21 protein-coding genes are annotated in these 19,269 nt (G+C 71.8%); 12 read left to right on the top strand and 9 right to left on the bottom strand.

Going from position 1 to position 19,269, the window contains the following annotated elements:
• Positions 1-101: 101 nt before the first annotated feature.
• The gene (locus OHS82_RS15910; protein ID WP_057584357.1) at positions 102-860 is read left to right on the top strand and encodes a TIGR00730 family Rossman fold protein; all 759 of its coding nucleotides are present in this window, start codon (positions 102-104) and stop codon (positions 858-860) included.
• An 88-nt stretch (positions 861-948) separates the two neighbouring features.
• Here OHS82_RS15910 and folP read toward each other — a convergent pair whose 3' ends face one another.
• Positions 949-1,809 carry a dihydropteroate synthase gene (folP, locus tag OHS82_RS15905; RefSeq protein ID WP_057584356.1) on the bottom strand — a complete coding sequence of 287 codons (861 nt, stop codon included), beginning with the start codon at positions 1,807-1,809 and terminating at the stop codon, positions 949-951.
• Positions 1,810-1,932: 123 nt separating this feature from the next.
• Here folP and OHS82_RS15900 point away from each other — a divergent pair, with 123 nt between their 5' ends.
• Together OHS82_RS15900 and OHS82_RS15895 are read left to right on the top strand one after the other, a co-directional pair.
• On the top strand, positions 1,933-2,295 hold the full coding sequence (locus tag OHS82_RS15900) for a DivIVA domain-containing protein (protein WP_079041620.1): 363 nt from the start codon (positions 1,933-1,935) through the stop codon (positions 2,293-2,295).
• Positions 2,292-2,876, top strand: coding sequence for a DNA-3-methyladenine glycosylase I (locus tag OHS82_RS15895; RefSeq protein ID WP_057584354.1), 585 nt, complete (start codon positions 2,292-2,294; stop codon positions 2,874-2,876). Before OHS82_RS15900 ends, OHS82_RS15895 begins: the two co-directional genes overlap by 4 nt.
• 24 nt (positions 2,877-2,900) lie before the next feature.
• Here OHS82_RS15895 and OHS82_RS15890 read toward each other — a convergent pair whose 3' ends face one another.
• Positions 2,901-3,692 carry an enoyl-CoA hydratase/isomerase family protein gene (locus tag OHS82_RS15890; protein WP_057584353.1) on the bottom strand — a complete coding sequence of 264 codons (792 nt, stop codon included), beginning with the start codon at positions 3,690-3,692 and terminating at the stop codon, positions 2,901-2,903.
• Between OHS82_RS15890 and OHS82_RS15885 the strand changes: the two genes are divergently transcribed.
• Positions 3,691-3,924 carry a hypothetical protein gene (locus tag OHS82_RS15885; RefSeq protein ID WP_157876475.1) on the top strand — a complete coding sequence of 78 codons (234 nt, stop codon included), beginning with the start codon at positions 3,691-3,693 and terminating at the stop codon, positions 3,922-3,924. The two genes, OHS82_RS15890 and OHS82_RS15885, sit on opposite strands and share 2 nt — an antisense overlap.
• Before the next feature lie 146 nt (positions 3,925-4,070).
• Complete coding sequence (locus tag OHS82_RS15880) at positions 4,071-4,238, top strand: DUF3117 domain-containing protein (RefSeq protein ID WP_003966491.1); 168 nt, start codon at positions 4,071-4,073, stop codon at positions 4,236-4,238.
• A gap of 204 nt (positions 4,239-4,442) precedes the next feature.
• Here OHS82_RS15880 and OHS82_RS15875 read toward each other — a convergent pair whose 3' ends face one another.
• Positions 4,443-5,141 carry an O-methyltransferase gene (locus OHS82_RS15875; protein ID WP_079041619.1) on the bottom strand — a complete coding sequence of 233 codons (699 nt, stop codon included), beginning with the start codon at positions 5,139-5,141 and terminating at the stop codon, positions 4,443-4,445.
• Positions 5,142-5,376: 235 nt separating this feature from the next.
• Between OHS82_RS15875 and sigE the strand changes: the two genes are divergently transcribed.
• The 5 genes from sigE (at position 5,377) to OHS82_RS15850 (ending at position 10,852) form a co-directional block, all read left to right on the top strand.
• Entirely contained in the window at positions 5,377-6,087 is a 711-nt protein-coding gene (gene sigE, locus OHS82_RS15870; protein ID WP_079041618.1) for an RNA polymerase sigma factor SigE, read from the top strand.
• Entirely contained in the window at positions 6,084-7,064 is a 981-nt protein-coding gene (locus OHS82_RS15865; protein ID WP_328434050.1) for an anti-sigma factor family protein, read from the top strand. Before sigE ends, OHS82_RS15865 begins: the two co-directional genes overlap by 4 nt.
• A gap of 102 nt (positions 7,065-7,166) precedes the next feature.
• On the top strand, positions 7,167-9,296 hold the full coding sequence (locus OHS82_RS15860; RefSeq protein ID WP_057584349.1) for a trypsin-like peptidase domain-containing protein: 2,130 nt from the start codon (positions 7,167-7,169) through the stop codon (positions 9,294-9,296).
• A gap of 255 nt (positions 9,297-9,551) precedes the next feature.
• Positions 9,552-10,022, top strand: coding sequence for a sec-independent translocase (locus tag OHS82_RS15855; RefSeq protein WP_057584348.1), 471 nt, complete (start codon positions 9,552-9,554; stop codon positions 10,020-10,022).
• A 170-nt stretch (positions 10,023-10,192) separates the two neighbouring features.
• Positions 10,193-10,852, top strand: coding sequence for a hypothetical protein (locus tag OHS82_RS15850; protein WP_057584347.1), 660 nt, complete (start codon positions 10,193-10,195; stop codon positions 10,850-10,852).
• Positions 10,853-10,981: 129 nt separating this feature from the next.
• Here OHS82_RS15850 and OHS82_RS15845 read toward each other — a convergent pair whose 3' ends face one another.
• The 3 genes from OHS82_RS15845 to OHS82_RS15835 are packed head-to-tail and all read right to left on the bottom strand — an operon-like array spanning position 10,982 to position 14,043.
• The gene (locus OHS82_RS15845) at positions 10,982-12,115 is read right to left on the bottom strand and encodes an Mrp/NBP35 family ATP-binding protein (protein ID WP_057584346.1); all 1,134 of its coding nucleotides are present in this window, start codon (positions 12,113-12,115) and stop codon (positions 10,982-10,984) included.
• A 43-nt stretch (positions 12,116-12,158) separates the two neighbouring features.
• On the bottom strand, positions 12,159-12,758 hold the full coding sequence (locus OHS82_RS15840) for a DUF1003 domain-containing protein (RefSeq protein WP_057584345.1): 600 nt from the start codon (positions 12,756-12,758) through the stop codon (positions 12,159-12,161).
• Positions 12,748-14,043, bottom strand: coding sequence for a magnesium transporter MgtE N-terminal domain-containing protein (locus OHS82_RS15835; protein ID WP_057584344.1), 1,296 nt, complete (start codon positions 14,041-14,043; stop codon positions 12,748-12,750). The genes OHS82_RS15840 and OHS82_RS15835 overlap by 11 nt, the downstream gene beginning before the upstream one ends.
• 261 nt (positions 14,044-14,304) lie before the next feature.
• On the opposite strand from OHS82_RS15835, the gene OHS82_RS15830 reads away from it, so the two are divergent.
• Positions 14,305-15,054 (top strand): hypothetical protein, encoded by a 750-nt coding sequence (locus OHS82_RS15830; protein WP_328434049.1) that lies wholly within the window; start codon positions 14,305-14,307, stop codon positions 15,052-15,054.
• Between the two features lie 16 nt (positions 15,055-15,070).
• Here the strand turns inward: OHS82_RS15830 and OHS82_RS15825 are convergent, their stop codons facing one another.
• Both OHS82_RS15825 and OHS82_RS15820 read right to left on the bottom strand, forming a co-directional pair.
• Complete coding sequence (locus OHS82_RS15825; RefSeq protein WP_079041617.1) at positions 15,071-15,631, bottom strand: hypothetical protein; 561 nt, start codon at positions 15,629-15,631, stop codon at positions 15,071-15,073.
• A gap of 23 nt (positions 15,632-15,654) precedes the next feature.
• Positions 15,655-16,785: a magnesium and cobalt transport protein CorA gene (locus tag OHS82_RS15820; RefSeq protein WP_057584342.1), complete on the bottom strand. Its 1,131-nt coding sequence runs from the start codon at positions 16,783-16,785 to the stop codon at positions 15,655-15,657.
• 490 nt (positions 16,786-17,275) lie between these two features.
• Between OHS82_RS15820 and OHS82_RS15815 the strand changes: the two genes are divergently transcribed.
• Positions 17,276-17,860, top strand: coding sequence for a suppressor of fused domain protein (locus OHS82_RS15815; protein ID WP_057584341.1), 585 nt, complete (start codon positions 17,276-17,278; stop codon positions 17,858-17,860).
• Positions 17,861-17,957: 97 nt separating this feature from the next.
• Here OHS82_RS15815 and OHS82_RS15810 read toward each other — a convergent pair whose 3' ends face one another.
• Complete coding sequence (locus OHS82_RS15810) at positions 17,958-19,181, bottom strand: MFS transporter (RefSeq protein ID WP_328434048.1); 1,224 nt, start codon at positions 19,179-19,181, stop codon at positions 17,958-17,960.
• Between the last annotated feature and the right edge of the window lie 88 nt (positions 19,182-19,269).

The raw sequence follows: 19,269 nt of genomic DNA, 5'->3' as shown, positions 1-19,269 counted from the left end.
CGGCGCGTCGGCGCTGCACGGCGGACACGCCGACGTCCCGCGTCCGTAACCCGGGTGGATCTAGGCTGAGGTGGAACCGACGCAAGCGGAGGGAGCTCACCATGGCTACAGGGAACCCCGAGGGCAAGAAGCAGCCACCGGACGAACAGCGCCTGGGACCGGTCCTCCGCAGGCGGGACCAGGTGCAGACGAGCACGACGGACCAACGGCTGCTGGACGAACGGGCCCCCTCGGACTGGGTGCACACCGACCCCTGGCGGGTCCTGCGCATCCAGTCGGAGTTCATCGAGGGCTTCGGCACCCTCGCCGAACTCCCCGCGGCGATCAGCGTGTTCGGTTCCGCCCGGACGCCCGTGGGCTCACCGGAGTACGAGGTCGGGGTACGGCTGGGCGGCGCCCTCGTCGACGCCGGGTGGGCCGTGATCACGGGCGGCGGCCCGGGCGCGATGGAGGCGGCCAACAAGGGCGCGAGCGAGGCGGGCGGCGTCTCCGTGGGCCTCGGCATCGAGCTGCCCTTCGAGCAGGGGCTCAACCCGTACGTCGACATCGGCCTGAACTTCCGTTACTTCTTCGTGCGGAAGATGATGTTCGTGAAGTACGCGCAGGGCTTCGTGGTCCTGCCCGGCGGTCTCGGCACGCTGGACGAGCTGTTCGAGGCCCTCACCCTCGTCCAGACCCAGAAGGTCACCCGCTTCCCGATCGTCCTGTTCGGCACGGAGTACTGGGGCGGTCTGATCGACTGGCTGAAGAACACCCTGATCGCGCAGGGCAAGGCCGCCGAGAAGGACCTCCTCCTCTTCCACGTCACGGACGACGTCGAGGAGGCGGTGGCCCTGGTGTCGAAGGAAGCGGGCCGCTGACGTTCAGCCCGTCCGGGGGCGCGGCTCCCGGACGGGTGAGGGGCGCTCAGCTCCCCGGACCGGGGGAGAGGCGGCGGAGCGAGGAGGACTACGCGAGCCCCCGCCGCGCCACCGCCGGCGCCCGATGCCCCGCGATCGCGGCGACCATGTCCAGCACCTGGCGTGTCTCCGCCACCTCGTGCACCCGGTACACCTGCGCCCCCAGCCACGCCGACACGGCCGTCGTCGCCAGGGTGCCCACCACCCGCTCCTTCACCGGCCGGTCCAGCGTCTCCCCGACGAAGTCCTTGTTGGACAGCGAGACCAGCACCGGCCAGCCCGTCTCCACCATCTCGCCGAGCCGGCGGGTCGCCTCCAGGCTGTGCCGGGTGTTCTTCCCGAAGTCGTGCCCGGGATCGATCATGATCGACTCCCGCGGCACCCCGAGCCCCGCGGCCCGCTCCGCCAGCCCCAGCGTCACCCGCAGGATGTCGGCCATCACGTCGTCGTACGTCACCCGGTGCGGACGCGTCCGCGGCTCCGCACCGCCCGCGTGCGTGCAGACCAGCCCCGCCCCGTAGCGCGCCGCGACCTCCGCCAGCCCCGGATCCACGCCGCCCCACGCGTCGTTCAGGACGTCCGCGCCCGCCTCGCACACCGCCTCGCCGACCTCGGCCCGCCAGGTGTCCACGCTGATCACCACGTCCGGGAAGCGCCGCCGCACCTCGGCCACGAAGCCGACGGTCCGCCGGACCTCCTCCCGCGCCGTCACCTCTTCGCCCGGGCCGGCCTTCACCCCGCCGACGTCGATGATGGCCGCCCCCTCGGACACCGCCTGCTCCACGCGCGCGAGGGCCGGCTCGTCGAGGAAGGTCGCGCCCTGGTCGTAGAAGGAGTCCGGGGTCCGGTTCACGATCGCCATGATCACCGGCTCGTGCGCGCCGAATTCACGCCTGCCCAGCCTGAGCATCCCCTGTGACCTCTCCTCGAACGTCCTGCACAACCACCGGCTGCGACCCTAGCCGCCACACCCGCATGGCACGATCGGACCCGCACACATCACTCCGAGCACACCGAGCGTGGGGGCCCACCGATGGTTATGTTCTTGTTCCTGGTCATCGCGCTCGCCGTGGTGGTCGCCGCGGTGACCCTCGCCGTGCTGGGCGGCGGCGAGGGCACCGGCCCGCTGCCGGAGGTCGCCGCCGAGCGGCTGCACGACCCGCTGCCCCCCGACCGCCCGCTCGACCGGTCCGACGTCGACCGCCTGCGCTTCCCCCTCGCCGCCCGCGGGTACCGCATGACGGACGTGGACGACGCCCTCAACCGCCTCGCGGCCGAGCTCGCCGAGCGGGACGCCCGCATCGCCGACCTCGAGTCCGCGCTGGCCGGCGCGCAGGCCCGCCCGGCCGCCTCCCACGTCTCGATGGAGAAGCAGGCCCCGGAGGACCAGAGGTGAGCGACGGCGGCGCCCGCGCGGGCGCGGACGGGGCGCTGCGTTGCCCCTGGGCCCTGTCCACGCCGGACTACGTGACGTACCACGACGAGGAGTGGGGCCGACCGGTCCACGGCGACGACGCGCTGTTCGAACGCCTCAGCCTGGAGGCCTTCCAGTCCGGCCTGTCCTGGATCACGATCCTGCGCCGCCGCCCGGGCTTCCGCACCGCCTTCGCCGGTTTCGAGATCGCCTCGGTCGCCGTCTTCACCGACGAGGACCGTGCCCGCCTCCTCGCCGACCCCGGCATCATCCGCAACCGCGCGAAGATCGACGCCACGGTCGCCAACGCGCGCGTGCTCGCCGACTGGGCGCCCGGCGACCTGGACGAGCTGATCTGGTCCCACGCCCCGGACCGGTCCGGCCGCCCGGCCCCCAGGACCCTCGCGGACGTCCCCGCGGTCACCGACGAGTCGACGGCCCTGTCCAAGGCCCTCAAGAAGCGCGGCCTGCGGTTCGTCGGGCCCACGACGGCGTACGCCCTGATGCAGGCGTGCGGCCTGGTGGACGACCACCTCGAGAGCTGCGTGAGCCGGGCCGGCTGAGGCCCGCGGGGCCGCCCCCGGGGCTCACCGGCCCAGGTACTTCGGCGTTCCCTTCTCGACGAACGCCCGCACCGCGATGGTGTGGTCCTCGGACGCCCCCGCCCGGGTCTGCAGCTCGTCCTCTTTGTCCAGCGTCTCGGCAAGCGAGTGCGAGAACCCGAAGGCCATCGCCTCCTTGATCGCCGCGTACGCCACCGTCGGACCCTCGGCCAGCATCCGCGCCAGCTGCTCGGCCGCGGTGCGCAGCGAGGCCGCCGGGACGATCCGGTTGGCGATGCCCAGCTCGTACGCCTCCTTCGCCGTGATGCTGCGCGGGAAGAGCAGCAGGTCGGCCGCCCGGCCCGGACCGATGACCCGGGGCAGCGTCCACGACACGCCGGAGTCGGCGGTCAGCGCCACCCCGGCGAACGAGGTGTTGAAGGACGCGGTGTCGGCCACGATGCGGTAGTCCGCGGCCAGCGCGAACCCGAGGCCGGCGCCCGCGGCGACCCCGTTCACGGCGGCGACCACCGGCTTCGGGGCCTCCGTCAGGGCCCGCACGATCGGGTTGTAGTGCTCCTTGACGGTGCTCATGACCTCGCCCGAGCCCGCGGCCAGCAGCCCGATGTGCTCCTTGAGGTCCTGCCCCACGCAGAAGGCCCGCTCGCCCGCGGCGGTCAGCAGGACGGCCCGTACGGCGTCGTCGGCCGCCGCGTCCCGGACCGCGTCCCGGAGCGCGACCTTCGCCTCGACGTTCAGCGCGTTCATCGCCTCGGGGCGGTTCAGCGTGATCGTCGCGAGCCCGTCGCTCACCTCGTAGAGCACGGTGTCGGCCATGGAGTTTCCCCTCCGCGTCGCGGCTTCGACGCATTACTCGTCAGTACGTCCGGTGTACGAGGACAGCATGGCGGAGATCACCGTCCGCGGACCGGACGCGACGTGTGACCTGCGTCAAAGAATTCGGGACGATTTCCGGTGCGCGGAAGTCCGTGCGGTGGCGCAGTATCGCAGTCACATCGCCGAATTGAGTGGTTTTGCTCGCGCGCGTTGCCCAAGCGATGCCGACTGATGTTGGTCATCGGGTCCTGAGATGCGGGATAATGGCTGGGAAGCAATGTGTTCGATGCCGGTGTCGCGTGTCCCACGCTGGATCGCGGCTGCCCTCCACGGGCCGTCGGCTTTGGCGATGAGCTGGTTTCAGGAAGGGGAACGAGCATGGCGGCCATGAAGCCGCGAACGGGTGATGGCCCGCTCGAGGTGACCAAGGAGGGGCGGGGCATCGTCATGCGCGTTCCGCTCGAAGGCGGCGGGCGGCTCGTCGTCGAGCTGACCCCTGACGAGGCCGACGCGCTCGGCGACGCCCTGAAGAAGGTCGTCGGCTGACGCGCAAGCGACCCTGTTCTCTTCGACTGCTCCGGCGTCCTTCTGGGCGCCGGAGCAGTCGTCTTCGCACGCCTCCCGCGATCCCCGGCAAACGTCCGGGAGAGGGCCACGGACCCTGACGGCCCAACGGCCGCCCGGGGGCCCGACGGCCGCCGCCGGACCTCCGTCAGCGGGGCGGACGGGGCGCGCGGGCCGTCGACGCCGTCAGCGCTTGACCGCGCACAGCAGCCCGTCGCCGACCGGCAGCAGCGAGGGCACGAGCTCCTGGCTCTCCCGCACCGCCCGCAGCAGCTCCCGGATGCGTATGACCTCCGTGGGCTGCGGCCCCGAGTCGACCGTGCGCCCGTTGGCGAAGACGCCCTCGAAGGCCACCAGGCCGCCCGGGCGCAGCAGGCGCAACGATTCAGCGAGATACTCCTGCAGCTCCAGACGGTCGCCGTCGCAGAAGACGAGGTCGTAGCCGGCGTCCGCGAGGCGGGGCAGCACATCGAGCGCGCGGCCCGGGATGAAGCGGGCCCGGTTGCTGGCGAAGCCGCAGGCGCGGAAGGCCTGCCGGGCGAACTGCTGGTGCTCCGGCTCGGGGTCGACGGTCGTCAGGACGCCGTCCGGACGCATCCCGTACAGCAGGTGGATCCCGGAGACGCCGGTACCGGTGCCGATCTCGGCGACCGCTTTCGCGTCCACGGCGGCGGCGAGCATCCGCAGCGCGGCGCCCGTGCTGGGCGACACCGAGCGCAGCCCTGCGTCGCGGGCCCGGTCGCGGGCCCAGCGCAGCGCTTCGTCCTCGGCGGCATAGGCGTCGGCGAACGCCCAGCTTGCCTGCCGGTTGCCGGTAATGACCCTCTCCTGTCCCCGTGGTTGCCTCGGCGTGACTGTATCCGTTGCCGCCGGGAACCCGCAGATGGGACCGGACGTTTGAAGGGGTGGGAACGACGACGGGGGGACACAGTTGGATCACGATGGTGGACCGGGCGCCGACCAGGCGCTGATGCAGCCGTGCGAGCCCGGTCGGAGCACATCAATCTCTCGTAAAACCGCTTATCCGGAGCTAACGGGCGAGGTGGCTATGGTAGGGGCTCCACTGGACACCACCAGAGCCGACAGGGGAGGTGCGGCCGTACCTGTGGATCGGGGAGGAGTGCTGCGGCGCTTTCTCGGGTCGGCGGGCAGGCCGAAATCCGTGAACGACACCGCTGCTGACCACAGCCACGCCGGCGCCGCCGCCGGACAAGCCCAGACCGCGACCTTCACCACCGACGCGGACGGGCAGGCGTGGACTCCGCCCACGTGGGAGGAGATCGTCAGCATGCACAGCGGCCGGGTCTACCGGCTCGCCTACCGGCTGACCGGCAACCAGCACGACGCCGAGGATCTCACCCAGGAAGTCTTCGTCCGCGTCTTCCGCTCCCTGTCGACGTACACGCCGGGCACCTTCGAGGGCTGGCTGCACCGCATCACGACCAACCTCTTCCTCGACATGGTCCGCCGCAAGCAGCGCATCCGTTTCGACGCGCTGGGCGACGACGCGGCCGAGCGGCTGCCCAGCAAAGAGCCCACCCCTCAGCAGCTCTTCAACGACGCCCACTTCGACGCGGACGTCCAGCAGGCCCTCGACACCCTCGCGCCGGAGTTCCGCGCCGCCGTCGTCCTCTGCGACATCGAGGGCCTCTCCTACGAGGAGATCGCCGCGACCCTGGGCGTCAAGCTGGGAACCGTCCGCTCGCGCATCCACCGCGGCCGGTCCCAGCTGCGCAAGGCCCTCGCGCACCGCGCGCCCGAGGCGCGCGCCGGACGCCGCTCCCTCATGGCGCGTGTGCCCGCTCTGGGAGGAGGGGGCGCGACCGCGTGAGTGGATCCCGACACAACGCAGCCGAGAGGCTCCTCGCGGAGCAGCATCTCGGAGACCGGCTCTCGGCCCTGGTGGACGGCGAGCTCGGTCACGACACCCGTGAGCGCGTGCTGGCGCACGTGGCGACCTGTCCCAAGTGCAAGTCGGAGGTCGACGCGCAGCGCCGGCTGAAGAACGTCTTCGCGGAAGTCGCACCGCCCGCACCCTCCGAAAGCTTTCTGGCCCGGCTCCAGGGCCTCCCCGGGGGAGGCGATCCAGGCCCCGGCGGCACCCCGCAGGGCGGCGGCGGCTTCGGCGACGGAGTCTTCGGAGTGAGAGGCCCGCGACGGGACGAGCCGTTCGAGTTCGGCTATGTGCCGACCCGCGACCACGGCTCCGTGCTCTCCCCCACGTCGGACCGGAGCTTCCGCATCCACCCTCTGGGCCGTGGCGGCGAACGCCATGACTCCGAGCGCTCCCGCAGCATGCGGTTCGCGTTCGTCGCCGCCGGCGCGGTGTCGCTGGCCGCGATCGCGCTCGGCGGGATGACCACCGTCGCCCCGGTCGACACGACCGCGGACGGTCGGGCGGGAGCGGGCGCCGGAAGCAATGTGACACCGGCCCGCACCACGGGCACGGGCTCCTCGGCGACATCGGAGAACCAGCGTCGCCGCGCCGCGGGCCCCCTGCTCTCCCAGGGCGGTCAGCTCGGCGACACCCCGGCCGCCCCGACCGAGGTCTCCGCCCCGCTGCTGCCCGGCGTCCCCGCACCCGCCGACGGCCGGAGCGACCAGGTCCTGCACCGGCTCACCACGCCCATGGTGGCCGGCGCCGCGGCGATGTCCCCGCTGATACGTCCGCTCGGCACGACCCCGCCGATCTCGCTGACCGCCTGGAGCGCCTCGCCTCAGGTCACCGGCATCGGTCTGCTCGCCGCACCCGTCCCCGACACCACCTCCGCCCCCTCCTCCTCCCCCTTCCTCCGCAACGCTCGCTGAGCAGGGCCCGCGCCACTCCGCCGCGAACCTGGTTGAATCCAGGGACGACCGCGTCCGGCCAGGCAGCCGGACGCGAAAGCGGAGTGCGCGGGTGGGGAGAGCATGGACGAGGGGAAGCCCACGAAGGCGAAGTGGTGGAGCCGGCCTCGACCACAGGAACCCACGGGAGACCGGCACACCGCGGACGGCGACTTCGAACTGGCCCGGCCCGCCGGCCCGGTGGACGAAGCCGGTCCGACGCATGTGACCCGGCCTGAGGGCCCGACGTCCAGCGAGGCACACGCCGCCGACACCGGACCGGTCGAGGCCGGCTTCGCCGACGCGCCCCCCGACGCGCCCAGCACGGCCGACGGCGCCCAACGTGACGCCGTCTCCGATGCCTCCGGCAGGGCAGACGCGTCCGGCACGGCCGACGCCGTCCACGGTGGCGTCGGTCCCGACGATGAGGTCTTCGGCGGGCCTGGCTCGCCGGCACCGCCCGCCGACCCCGACTCCGGCGTCGCCCGCGTCGACGCCGTTCCCGCTGTCGCCCCCGCCCCCACCCCCGGTCCCGCCGCCGTAGTACCCGTCGCGCCGGAGTCGGTCGCCGTCGAGCGCCCCAAGCCGTTGCACGACCCCGACCCGTACGGCACCCCGCCGTACGGCCAGCCGGGTCCCTGGGCACCCGCACCTCCCGTCCAGCACCCGGCCGTCGCCTCCGCCCCCGGCCCCGCGACGGCTCCCGGCGCGACCGTCCCCGCGTCGGTCCCGCCGGTCCCGCAGCAGGCGGCTCCGTTTCCGGCCGGTCCCGGGCCGTGTCCGGTGCCCGCTGATGCGGCGCCGGACACCGCCGCTGCTCCCGGCGCCGTGCAGGGGCCGGATTCGGCTGCGGCGCCCGCGCCGGAGCCCGCTCACGGCACGGTGCCCGCCGCGCTCGCCGACTCCGGGCACCTCCTCGCCTCGTCGGCCGGATCATCCGGATCATCCGGAGCGGTACCGTCCGGCCCGTCCGTGGGTGGCGCGGGCTTCGACCCCTGGCAGCGTTACGACCCGTGGGCCGCCGCGTCGCGGCGGGAGACGCATGAGCACGGCGGGCCCTGGCAGCACAGCGGGGCCGAGGCCCTGGCCGCCGGAGAGCGACGGCGACGGGTGCGCCGGCAGCTGGTCGCCGGCGCCCTGGCCGTCGCGCTGGTGTCCGGCGTGCTGGGCGGAGCCGTGGGCGTGTATCTCGAGCGCAACGGCGGGCTCGACCCGGTCAGGCTGCCGCAGGCGTCCGCCGAGCCCGCAGGGCGGGACGCGGACAGCGTGGCCGGGATCGCCGCCCGGGCCCTGCCCAGCGTCGTCACCCTGCACGTCAGCGGCAAGGACGAGGGCGGCACCGGCACCGGGTTCGTGCTCGACTCCCTCGGCTACATCCTCACCAACAACCACGTCGTCGAGCCGGCCGGGAGCGACGGCGGGATAACCGTCGTCTTCAACGGCGGGCAGACCGCGAAGGCCGAGGTCGTCGGCCGGGACAGCGGATACGACCTCGCCGTGGTGCGGGTGACCGGTGTGAAGGGGCTGAAGCCCCTGTACCTCGGCAACTCCGACAACGTGCGGGTCGGCGACCCGGTCGTCGCGATCGGCGCCCCCTTCGACCTCGAGGGCACCGTCACCTCCGGCATCATCAGCGCCAAGGAACGGCCCATCACGGCCGGGGGCGGCGGCGCGGACGCCGACGACGTGTCGTACGTCGACGCCCTGCAGACCGACGCGCCGATCAACCCCGGCAACTCGGGCGGGCCGCTCCTCGACGCGCAGGGCCACGTCATCGGCATCAACTCCGCGATCCGTTCCGCCGACGAGGGCGTGGGCGCCGGCGACGCGCAGTCCGGTTCGATCGGCCTCGGCTTCGCCATCCCCATCAACCAGGGCAAGCGGGTCGCCGAGGAGCTGATCAACAACGGCAGGGCGACCCACCCGGTCATCGGCGTCACCCTCGACCTGCAGTACGCCGGCGACGGCGCCCGGATCAGCGCGAAGGCCGGTGACGGCGGCCCCCCGGTCACCGCGGGCGGCCCCGGCGCCAGGGCCGGTCTGCGGGCCGGGGACGTCGTCACCCAGGTCGACGGACAGCGCGTCCACTCCGGCGAGGAGCTGATCGTCAGAACCCGCGCCCACCGCCCCGGCGACCGTCTGCGGCTGACGATCCTGCGCGACGGCGCCGAGCGCAGCCTCACGCTGGTCCTCGGCTCGTCCGGGGGCGGCTGACGCGCCGCGCTCCGGGCCACGTGCGGCCCGCTCGCCCGGCGTTTGACAGAAACGTCACAGGTCGGACCGTGAAAGTCGGTCCGACATGGCAAACATCGCGGAAAACCGGCCGCGTACACGCACTCGGAGGGCCCTGGACAGTACCGGTGCGACAGGTGCGACAGGTACCGTGGACCCGGCCCGGACCACGGAAGACCCGAACTGACCACTGAGGGCCCGAGGACCGAGGACCGCGGACATCGCAAGGAGCTTCAGGTGTTCAATGACATAGGACCGCTCGAGCTGGTGACGATCATCGTCCTGGCCGTGCTCGTCTTCGGTCCGGACAAGCTCCCGAAGGTGATCCAGGACGTGATGCGCACCGTCCGGAAGATCCGCGAGTTCTCCGAGAGCGCCAAGGCGGACATCCGCAGCGAGCTGGGGCCGGAGTTCAAGGACTTCGAGTTCGAGGACCTCAACCCCAAGACGTTCATCCGCAAGCAGCTGGACAACGACGAGCTGGGGCTCAAGGAGATCCGCAACGGCTTCGACCTGAAGAAGGAGATGGCCGAGGTCACGGACGCGGTCCACAGCCGCGACACGGACGCCGCAGGCTCCGGTTCGACCTCCTCGTCCTCTTCCTCCTCCTCGCCGTCCTCGTCCGGCGGCGGTCGCGTCGACATGACCAAGAAGCCCGATGAGCCGGGCGGGGACGACCGTCCGCCCTTCGACGCGGACGCCACCTGAGTCACCCGCGCCCCCCTGGTGTGAGGGGGCGCACGCCGCACGCGCCGGGTGGATTCCCGGCAGCCGGGAGCAGGGTGGCTATGCTGCCTGGTTGTTGTGCGGAGCGGACGAGTACGCCCGAAGGGGGGCGGGCCGGTCGTTCCGTCGAGAACGAGGAGGCGTCCGGGCAGATGGAGACGACGAGTCGGGCAGTCGCGCAGACGCCGGCCGCGGAGGACGGACCGCAGGTCCCCTCCGTCCGGCGTACGGTCGACGGCTATCTGGAGGCACCCTTTCCCTGGTACGGCCTCGACGAGGCCTTCACGGGGCCGCGCTGGCTGATGCAGGTGGGCACGGCGGCCGACGGGGCCGTCGAGCACGGTTGCGTCGGACACGGCGACGAGCCCTCCGTGCGGCACGAGACGGCGGGCGAGGACCGCGGGAAGTTCGCGGTCGTCGTGACCGTCGCCGCGAACCCGGTCCGGCGCAGCCCGGACGGCACCGGTCTGCTGGAGGCCACCTCCGTGTCCTCGGCGGCCTGGCTGGCGGGCGTGGGCCTGCTGTCCTTCACCTGGCCCGGCCAGATGGACCACAGCCTGCGCGACGACTGGCTGGACCAGCAGACCGAGACGGCGTGGGTCCTCGCCGACGACCTCGCGGGGCCGGACTGGTCGACGCTGTCCCTGCCGGTCGACGGCGTGCCGACCCCGTTCCACTACCGCGAGTCCGAGTTCGGCTGGGTGCTGGCCGGTTCCACCGAGGGCGGGGTGCATCTGGGGGCGTACGGACGCGGCATGAGCGCGTACGGCCTCGGCTTCTCCGCCATCAAGGACATCGCCGAGTACGCCTAGACACGACGCGGCCGAGTACGCCTGGACACGACGGAAAGGGTGCCCCCCGAGCGGAGGGCACCCTCATGGTCGTGACACCCCTGAGCGCACGGCTCACGGGCGGGCGAACGTCTCTGGGGCGGAACCGCCCTAGAACTTGTTCCTCGGGGTGATCCCCAGCGACAGTCCCGACAGGCCGCGCTGCCTGCCGCCCAGCTTGCCCGCGATGGCCCGCAGCGCGGAACCCGCCGGTGACTCGGGGTCGGTCAGGACGACCGGCTTGCCCTCGTCGCCGCCCTCGCGCAGCCGGACGTCGATCGGGATGGAACCGAGGACCGGGACGTTGGCGCCGGTCGTGCGGGTGAGGCCCTCGGCCACCGACTGTCCGCCGCCCGTGCCGAAGACGTCGACCATCTCCCCGCAGTGCGGGCAGGGCAGGCCGGACATGTTCTCCACCACGCCGACGATCTTCTGATGGGTCTGGACGGCGATCGAGCCCGCCCGCTCGGCGACCTCGGCCGCCGCCTGCTGCGGGGTCGTCACGACCAGGATCTCGGCGTTCGGGACCAGCTGGGCCACCGAGATCGCGATGTCGCCGGTGCCCGGCGGGAGGTCGAGCAGCAGCACGTCCAGGTCGCCCCAGTAGACGTCCGCCAGGAACTGCTGGAGCGCGCGGTGGAGCATCGGGCCGCGCCAGACGACCGGGGCGTTGCCCGGGGTGAACATGCCGATGGAGATGACCTTCACGCCGTTCGCGGACGGCGGCATGATCATGTTCTCGACCTGGGTGGGACGGCCGTCCGCGCCCAGCATGCGCGGCACGCTGTGGCCGTAGATGTCGGCGTCGACCACGCCCACCTTCAGGCCGTCGGCCGCCATCGCCGCCGCCAGGTTCACCGTCACCGACGACTTGCCGACGCCGCCCTTGCCCGACGCCACCGCGTACACGCGGGTCAGCGAGCCCGGCTTGGCGAACGGGACCTCGCGCTCGGTCTGGCCGCCGCGCAGGGCGTTCGCCAGCTCCTTGCGCTGCTCGTCGCTCATCACGTCCAGGACGACGTCGACGCCGGTCACGCCCTCCACGGCGGAGACCGCGTCCGTGACGCGTTGCGTGATCGTCTCGCGCATCGGGCAGCCGGAGACCGTCAGGTACACGGTGACCGCGACCGCCCCGTCCGCACCGATCTCCACCGACTTCACCATCCCGAGCTCGGTGATGGGCCGGTTGATCTCGGGGTCGTTCACCGTCGCCAGTGCCTCGCGCACCGCGTCTTCGCTAGCCATAAACACGATGGTACGGCGCGCCGCGGTGGCCCCGGTAAGCCCGTCACCGGTCGTCTACGTCACGTCCCCGCGACCGTTCTGCCGGGAATACGGCGTGTTCGTGCCGCCCGTCGCGCCGATCCTCCAGTTCCTTGACCATGTCCTGGAGCTCGGAGCGGATCCAGTCCCGGGTGGCGACCTCGCCGAGACCGATCCGCAGGGCGGCGATCTCCCGGGTCAGGTACTCGGTGTCGGCGATGGACCGCTCGTTCTGCTTGCGGTCCTGTTCCAGGTTGACCCGGTCGCGGTCGTCCTGCCGGTTCTGCGCGAGCAGGATCAGCGGGGCCGCGTAGGAGGCCTGGAGCGAGAGCATCAGGGTCAGGAAGATGAACGGGTAGTTGTCGAAGCGCAGGTCACGCGGGGCGAAGATGTTCCACAGGACCCAGACGATGATGACGATCGTCATCCAGACGATGAACCGTCCGGTGCCCAGGAACCGCGCGATGCGTTCCGACAGCCGTCCGAAGGCCTCCGGGTCCCACTCGGGCAGGATCCGGTGCCGGGGCGGCCGCGGCTGGTCCAGCCGGGCCCGGTGCCGGCTGGACGCCGTGGCGCCGGCCGGGGTGCGCTCGGCGCGCCCGCCGCTCTCGCGCTCAGGAGTCATGCGAGGCCACCTCCTCGGTCGCGGCCTCGTCGAGGTGGAACTCCGTCTCCCGCCAGTCCTCGGGCAGCATGTGGTCCAGGACGTCGTCCACGGTCACCGCGCCCAGCAGTGAGCCCGCCTCGTCGACGACGGGGGCGGCGACCATGTCGTACGTCGCGAAGAACCCGGCGACGACCGGCAGCGCCGCGTCCGGCGCCAGGGCCTGCAGATCGTCGTCGAGGATCGAGCTGACCAGGGTGTACGGAGGGTCGCGCAGCAGCCGCTGGAAGTGGACCGTGCCGAGGTACTTGCCGGTCGGCGTGTCGTCGGGCGGGCGGCAGACGTAGACCTGCGCGGCGAGGGCGGGGGAGAGGTCGCGGTTGCGCACGCGCGCGAGGGCGTCGGCGACGGTGGCGTCCGGCCGCAGGACGATCGGCTCGGTGGTCATCAGGCCGCCCGCGGTGTGCTCCTCGTAGGCCATCAGGCGCCGCATGTCGGCCGCGTCCGCCGGCTCCATCAGACTCAGCAGCCGTTCCTGGTCCTGCTCCGGGAGCTCGGACAGCAGGTCGGCCGCGTCGTCGGGGTCCATGGCCTCCAGGACGTCCGCCGCGCGCTCCTCCTTCAGCTTGCCGAGGATCTCGATCTGGTCGTCCTCCGGGAGCTCCTCGAGGACGTCGGCCAGGCGGTCGTCGTCGAGGGCCGCGGCCACCTCGGCGCGCCGCTTCGGCGACAGGTGGTGCAGGACGTTGGCGAGGTCGGCGGGGCGCAGCTGCTCGAAGGTGGCCAGCAGGCTCTCCGCGCCCTGCCCGTGCTCCTCCAGGGAGAACCCGGTGACCGCCGACCACTCCACGGTCAGCGTCTCGCCCTTCGCCCGCCGGAACGCACTCGCCTTCTTGCCCTTGCGGACGAAGACCCGGTCGATCTCCCAGTCCCGGCGGGCCGGCAGCTGCTGCACCGACACGTCCAGGACGCTGACCTCCTCGCCGGTCTCGACGAGCGTGACACGCCGGTCGAGCAACTCGCCGAAGGCCAGCCGCTCGGTCGGCCGCTGCTCGAAGCGCCGGACGTTGAGCACGCCGGTGGTGATGACCTGCCCGGACTCGATGCCGGTGACCCGGGTCATCGGCAGGAAGATGCGCCGCCGCGTGGACAGTTCCACGACCAGCCCGAGCACCCGGGGCGGCCGCCGGCCCACGCGCAGCACCACGACGAGGTCGCGCACCCGGCCCACCTGGTCGCCGTTCGGATCGAAGACGGGGATGCCGGAGAGGTGCGAGACGAAGATCCGCGGGGCGCCCGCTGCCATCACCGCACCTCCTTCTCTGCAGACTTCTCCACGGACTTCTCCGTGGACCACTTCACGGACCTCTCCACGGAGCGACCGTTCGCGTGGTCACGGGTGACGTACTTCTCCCGAATGCCCGCTCGTGCGGGCTTAAGGCTAGCCCGTCCCGATCGGATACGCCCTGGTGGGCGGTCCGGACGGACTGGCTCCGCCGGTGCTCCGCGACCCCGGTACGCTGCCGTACGCCACTCGGCACACCCCCGCAGAAAGGCGAATCCCCCCGTGACTGCGATTCCCCAGAACCGTACGCGCCGGGTCCCGCTGGTGAGCGCGCTGTGCGCGCTGGTCGTGGGTCTGGGACTGACGGGATGCAGTGAGGATCCGGACGCGGGCACGAACGGGGTGGGCAGACTCCCCGCCCAGGAGATCCAGGCGAAGACGAAGACGGCCGCGGGCTCGGTCGACGCGGTGCGCCTGTCGGGGAACGTGGTCACCAGCGGGCGCACGTACAAGCTCGACATGCGCCTCAAGGCGGACGGCGCCACCGGCTCGGTCACCGCCGAGGGGGCCACCTTCCACCTGCTGCGGGTCGGCGAGCAGCTGTTCCTGAAGGCCGACGCGGCGTTCTGGAAGCACGAGGACGCCGAGTCCGACGACGGCAAGGACACCGCGGCCGGGGACAAGCTCGACGGCAAGTATGTGAAGGTGCCGACGGGCGACCCGTCGTACAAGAAGTTCAGCGGCTTCACGGACAAGGATCTCCTGCTCGACGGTCTGCTGACGCTGCACGGCACGCTGGACACCGACGGCCACCACGAGCAGTCCGGCGTCCGCACGGTCCGCATCACCGGCGACAGCGGCTCAGGCGGCACGCTGGACGTGTCGCTGGAGGGCAGGCCGTACCCGCTGCGCCTGGAACGCGCCGGTGGGGCGGGCACGCTGAGCTTCTCGGCCTGGGGCAAGGACTTCGCCCTCGAGGAGCCGGCGAAGGGCGAGACGGTGGACTACGGCAAGCAGCTCCCGACGTCGTAGCCCGGTCGCCTGGCGCCTACTTCCGTCTGCGCTTCCTCAGCAGCAGCTTCGGGAGCGCGGCCGGCGCCGCCTCGCGTGTCGTGGCCGGGGTGGGCACGGGCGCCGCGGCGAGGTCCCCGTCGGGCAGCGGCGACGTGTCGCCGGTCGGCTCCAGCCGGAGCACCCGGCACTCCCGGGCCCAACGCTCCGTCATGGCCTCGCCGTCGGGCGCGTTCAGCCGTTTCCCCCTGAGCTCGGCGACGGCCGCATCCCACGCCTCGGAGCCGGGCGCGAGCCCGACGATCCGCGCCGTCCACGAGACCAGCCGGCCGCCCTTGTCCTTGCTGCGGACGATGACCTCGGCCGAGCCGCCCTCGACGAGTCCCGGCAGCGGCTGCTCGCCCGGCCCGTCGCCGACCAGGCAGGCCGCGCCCTCGTGCCACACGTGCCACAGCGCACGCGCCGCCGTCTCGCCGGCGCCCCGGACCCAGACGAGGCCGGACTTCTTGGTGGCCTCCTCGACGAGTGCCCGCTCGACGAGGGCCCGGTCCCCGTGGTCTCCGTCACCGTGGGCCCGGCCGATCAGCTCGCTTGTCATGGCGCCAGCCTAGCCGGGCGTCCTCAGAGCCAGCCGTTGCGCTTCAGCGTGCGGTGGATGCCCACACACAGGGCGACCATGGCCGACATGACCACGGGGTAGCCGTACTTCCAGTGCAGTTCCGGCATGTAGTCGAAGTTCATGCCGTACACCCCGCAGACCATCGTCGGCACGGCGATGATGGCGGCCCAGGAGGTGATCTTGCGCATGTCCTCGTTCTGCGCGACGGACGCCTGCGCGAGGTTGGCCTGGAGGATCGAGTTGAGCAGTTCGTCGAAGCCGATGACCTGCTCCTGGACCCGGGCCAGGTGGTCGGCGACGTCACGGAAGTACTTCTGGATGTCGGGGTCGACCAGCCGCATCGGCCGCTCGCTCAGCAGCTGCATGGGCCGCAGCAGCGGCGACACCGCTCGCTTGAACTCCAGCACCTCACGCTTGAGTTGGTAGATCCGGCCGGCGTCCGTGCCGCGCGGGGCGCCCTTGCGGCCGGGCGAGAACACCTCCGTCTCGACCTCGTCGATGTCGTCCTGCACGGCGTCCGCGACCGCGATGTAGCCGTCGACCACGTGGTCGGCGATGGCGTGCAGCACCGCCGAGGGGCCCTTGGCGAGCAGCTCGGGGTCGTCCTGGAGGCGGTGGCGCAGTGCGCGCAGGGAGCCCTGGCCGCCGTGCCGGACGGTGATGAAGAAGTCCTTGCCGGTGAAGCACATGACCTCACCGGTCTCGACGACCTCGCTGTTGGCCGTCAGCCGGTCGTGCTCGATGTAGTGGATGGTCTTGAAGACGGTGAAGAGGGAGTCGTCGTAACGCTCCAGCTTGGGCCGCTGGTGGGCCTGCACCGCGTCCTCAACGGCCAGCGGGTGCAGCCCGAACTCCGCGGCGATACCGGCGAATTCGGCCTCGGTCGGCTCGTGCAGCCCGATCCACACGAAGCCTCCGTCGCGCCGCACCTGACGCATGGCCTCCTGCGGGTTCGGCGCCTGGGCGAAGGTGACGCGGGCGCCGTCGCGGTAGACGGCGCAGTCGACGACGGCCGACGGCGTGCCGGGGTCGCGGGTGGTGTCGTAGGCGCCGCTGTCCGTACGCCCGCCCCCCTTGCGCAGGGAGGGGCGGGCGGGGCGGACGACGGCACGGAGGTCGCGGATCATCGACATGGCAGGCTCCTTCGCGACGAGCAAAGAAAGACCGCCACGACGGGTGGAACTGCCCGGAATGGGGACGTCCTGACTTGGCGTCTCCCCGGCCATCGAGGCGGGGGAAAAGGTTTGGCACGTCCACAAAGCGGGGAGCACCGCTCCGTCGCGGTGGCGAGCTTCGCTACTGATTCAGATCAGACAGATCAGGCAAAACGAAACGAAGTGCTCTTCCGCATGGAGATGAGCGCGAGAGTCGGCGACCAGCCGGAGGCGAAGAGGCCAGAGCAGTTGCGTCAGTGGTTGGAAGAGCGAGTGGTACTGCACGGGTGACTTCGATCCATGACAGCCCCACCTCCTCCAGCCGGTCCCTCGTAAGGGAGTCTCGTCTGCGTCGGGGCTAGACCGCGACGCTTCAGCGTGCTGCCCCGAACCACCGGGCCAGAGTAGCAGTCGACCGAAGTGTCAAGGTGCTGCTTTGCCGCGCACTGACGAGTTCTATGCTCGCCGCATGGCTGATGTTCTTCCTCTGGTCGACGCCCGTCTGCGCACGGCGCTGGGCGAGCCGGACGCCCGCGCGGCGGTCACCTTCCTCGGCGCCGACCGCGTCGAGGTGCTGCGTTTCCGTGAGGGCGACGTCGTCCGCTACGCCACGCTCGGCATGTCCGCGCAGCCGATGAGCGACCCCACGGCGATGCTCGCGGACCCGGTGAAGGGCCCGCGAGCCGAACTGCTCCTGTCCGTCCGTCCGGGTGACGCCGACACGGACAAGGTGCTCCGTCCGCTCGCCGTGCTCGCCGCGTCCCCGCAGGTCGAGGGTGTGGTCGTGGCTCCGGGCGCATCGCTCGACGTGGGCGGACCGCTGTGGCCGGGCGCTCCGTTCACCTCGGTCCTGGTCGCCGAGCCGGGCGGTCTGGTGGAGGACCTCGACCTCGACGAGCCCCTCGACCCGGTCCGCTTCCTGCCGCTGCTGCCCATGACCCCGAACGAGGCCGCCTGGAAGCGCGTGCACGGCGCCCAGGCCCTCCAGGAGCGCTGGCTGACGAACGGGACGGACCTGCGGGATCCGTCCCGCAGGTCCGTCCCGCTCGACTGACGCTTCGTGAGGAAGGTCACCAACGCGGCGTCGTCGGCAGCCGGTTGGCGGTGCCGGTGTCTGTGCCGGTGCCGGTGTCTGTGCCTGTGTCTGTGCCTCAGCCGGCGAAGACCGCGACGCCGTCCTGCGTCGCGTGCCGCGGCTCGAGTTCACGCGCCTCTGCCGTGAGCGCCCTGCGCCGGACGACGACCACGACCGCGCCGAGCACCGCCGTCACCGCCGCCACCACGAACGGCACGTGGATGTCGGTCCACTCCTCGATCTTCGGCGCGAAGTAGGGCGCCGCCGCGGCCGCGAACCACCGCACGAAGTTGTACCCGGCGCTCGCCACCGGGCGCGGGGCGTCCGACACGCCGAGGGCCAACTCCGTGTAGACGGTGTTGTTCACGCCGATGAACGCACCCGACATGATCGTGCAGACGACCGCCGTGGTGTGGTCGCCGTAGCCGAGTACGAGCACGTCGGCGGCGAGCAGCAGCAGCGAGCCGCCGAGCACCTTCAGCGAGCCGAACCGCTTCTGCAGTCGCGGGGCCACGAGGACCGAGAAGACCGCGAGCAGCACACCCCAGGCGAAGAACACCGCTCCCGACTTGTAGGGGGTCATGTTCAGCACGAAGGGGGTGAAGGCCAGCACGGTGAAGAACGTGTAGTTGTAGAAGAAGGCCGATGCGGCGGCGGAGGCGAGACCGCCGTGGCCGAGCGCCCTGAGCGGGTCCAGCAGCGAGGTCTTGCGGGCCGGCTTCGGCTGTTCCCTCAGGAACACCGTGATGCACAGGAAGCCGATCGCCATCAGGAACGCGGTGCCGAAGAACGGGTAGCGCCAGCTGGCGTCGCCGAGCAGCGCGCCGAGCAGTGGTCCGCAGGCCATGCCGAGGCCGAGCGCGGACTCGTACAGCAGGATGGCGGCCGCGCTGCCGCCGGCCGCCGCGCCGACGATGACGGCGAGCGCGGTGGAGACGAAGAGGGCGTTGCCCAGTCCCCAGCCGGCGCGGTAGCCGACCAGCTGCGCGACCGAGTCCGAGGTGCCCGCGAGGCCCGCGAAGACGACGACCAGGGCGAGGCCGGACAGCAGCGTCCGACGGCCGCCGATGCGGCTGGAGACGAAGCCGGTGACCAGCATCGCGATCGCGGTGATCAGGAAGTACGAGGTGAAGAGCAGGGAGACCTGCCCGGCCGTGGCGTCCAGCCCCTGGGCGATGGACGGCAGGATCGGGTCGACCAGGCCGATGCCCATGAAGGCGACGACGGATGCGCCGGCCGTCGCCCACACCGCCTTCGGCTGTCGCAGGATGCTTCCGGCCCCCGCGTCGAATGGGTCCATGGTGCGTCTCACCCTTCCGAGATGGTTGGTATATGCACATAGTAAGTTAGCTCGGCTAATTAATGCAAGTTACACGTACATCGCCGGA

This window comes from Streptomyces sp. NBC_00425, assembly GCF_036030735.1.
In the GTDB taxonomy this organism is placed as follows: Bacteria; Actinomycetota; Actinomycetes; order Streptomycetales; family Streptomycetaceae; genus Streptomyces.
This window is presented reverse-complemented; position numbering and strand designations above follow the sequence as displayed.

What these genes read in the sequence shown, in the direction of transcription:
- OHS82_RS15910 (WP_057584357.1), top strand. Translation starts at nt 102, where the DNA reads ATGGCTACAGGGAACCCCGAGGGCAAGAAGCAGCCACCGGACGAACAG.
- folP (WP_057584356.1), bottom strand. Translation starts at nt 1,809, where the DNA reads ATGCTCAGGCTGGGCAGGCGTGAATTCGGCGCGCACGAGCCGGTGATC.
- OHS82_RS15900 (WP_079041620.1), top strand. Translation starts at nt 1,933, where the DNA reads ATGGTTATGTTCTTGTTCCTGGTCATCGCGCTCGCCGTGGTGGTCGCC.
- OHS82_RS15885 (WP_157876475.1), top strand. Translation starts at nt 3,691, where the DNA reads ATGGAGTTTCCCCTCCGCGTCGCGGCTTCGACGCATTACTCGTCAGTA.
- OHS82_RS15890 (WP_057584353.1), bottom strand. Translation starts at nt 3,692, where the DNA reads ATGGCCGACACCGTGCTCTACGAGGTGAGCGACGGGCTCGCGACGATC.
- OHS82_RS15880 (WP_003966491.1), top strand. Translation starts at nt 4,071, where the DNA reads ATGGCGGCCATGAAGCCGCGAACGGGTGATGGCCCGCTCGAGGTGACC.
- OHS82_RS15860 (WP_057584349.1), top strand. Translation starts at nt 7,167, where the DNA reads ATGGACGAGGGGAAGCCCACGAAGGCGAAGTGGTGGAGCCGGCCTCGA.
- OHS82_RS15850 (WP_057584347.1), top strand. Translation starts at nt 10,193, where the DNA reads ATGGAGACGACGAGTCGGGCAGTCGCGCAGACGCCGGCCGCGGAGGAC.
- OHS82_RS15845 (WP_057584346.1), bottom strand. Translation starts at nt 12,115, where the DNA reads ATGGCTAGCGAAGACGCGGTGCGCGAGGCACTGGCGACGGTGAACGAC.
- OHS82_RS15840 (WP_057584345.1), bottom strand. Translation starts at nt 12,758, where the DNA reads ATGACTCCTGAGCGCGAGAGCGGCGGGCGCGCCGAGCGCACCCCGGCC.
- OHS82_RS15835 (WP_057584344.1), bottom strand. Translation starts at nt 14,043, where the DNA reads ATGGCAGCGGGCGCCCCGCGGATCTTCGTCTCGCACCTCTCCGGCATC.
- OHS82_RS15825 (WP_079041617.1), bottom strand. Translation starts at nt 15,631, where the DNA reads ATGACAAGCGAGCTGATCGGCCGGGCCCACGGTGACGGAGACCACGGG.
- OHS82_RS15820 (WP_057584342.1), bottom strand. Translation starts at nt 16,785, where the DNA reads ATGTCGATGATCCGCGACCTCCGTGCCGTCGTCCGCCCCGCCCGCCCC.
- OHS82_RS15815 (WP_057584341.1), top strand. Translation starts at nt 17,276, where the DNA reads ATGGCTGATGTTCTTCCTCTGGTCGACGCCCGTCTGCGCACGGCGCTG.
- OHS82_RS15810 (WP_328434048.1), bottom strand. Translation starts at nt 19,181, where the DNA reads ATGGACCCATTCGACGCGGGGGCCGGAAGCATCCTGCGACAGCCGAAG.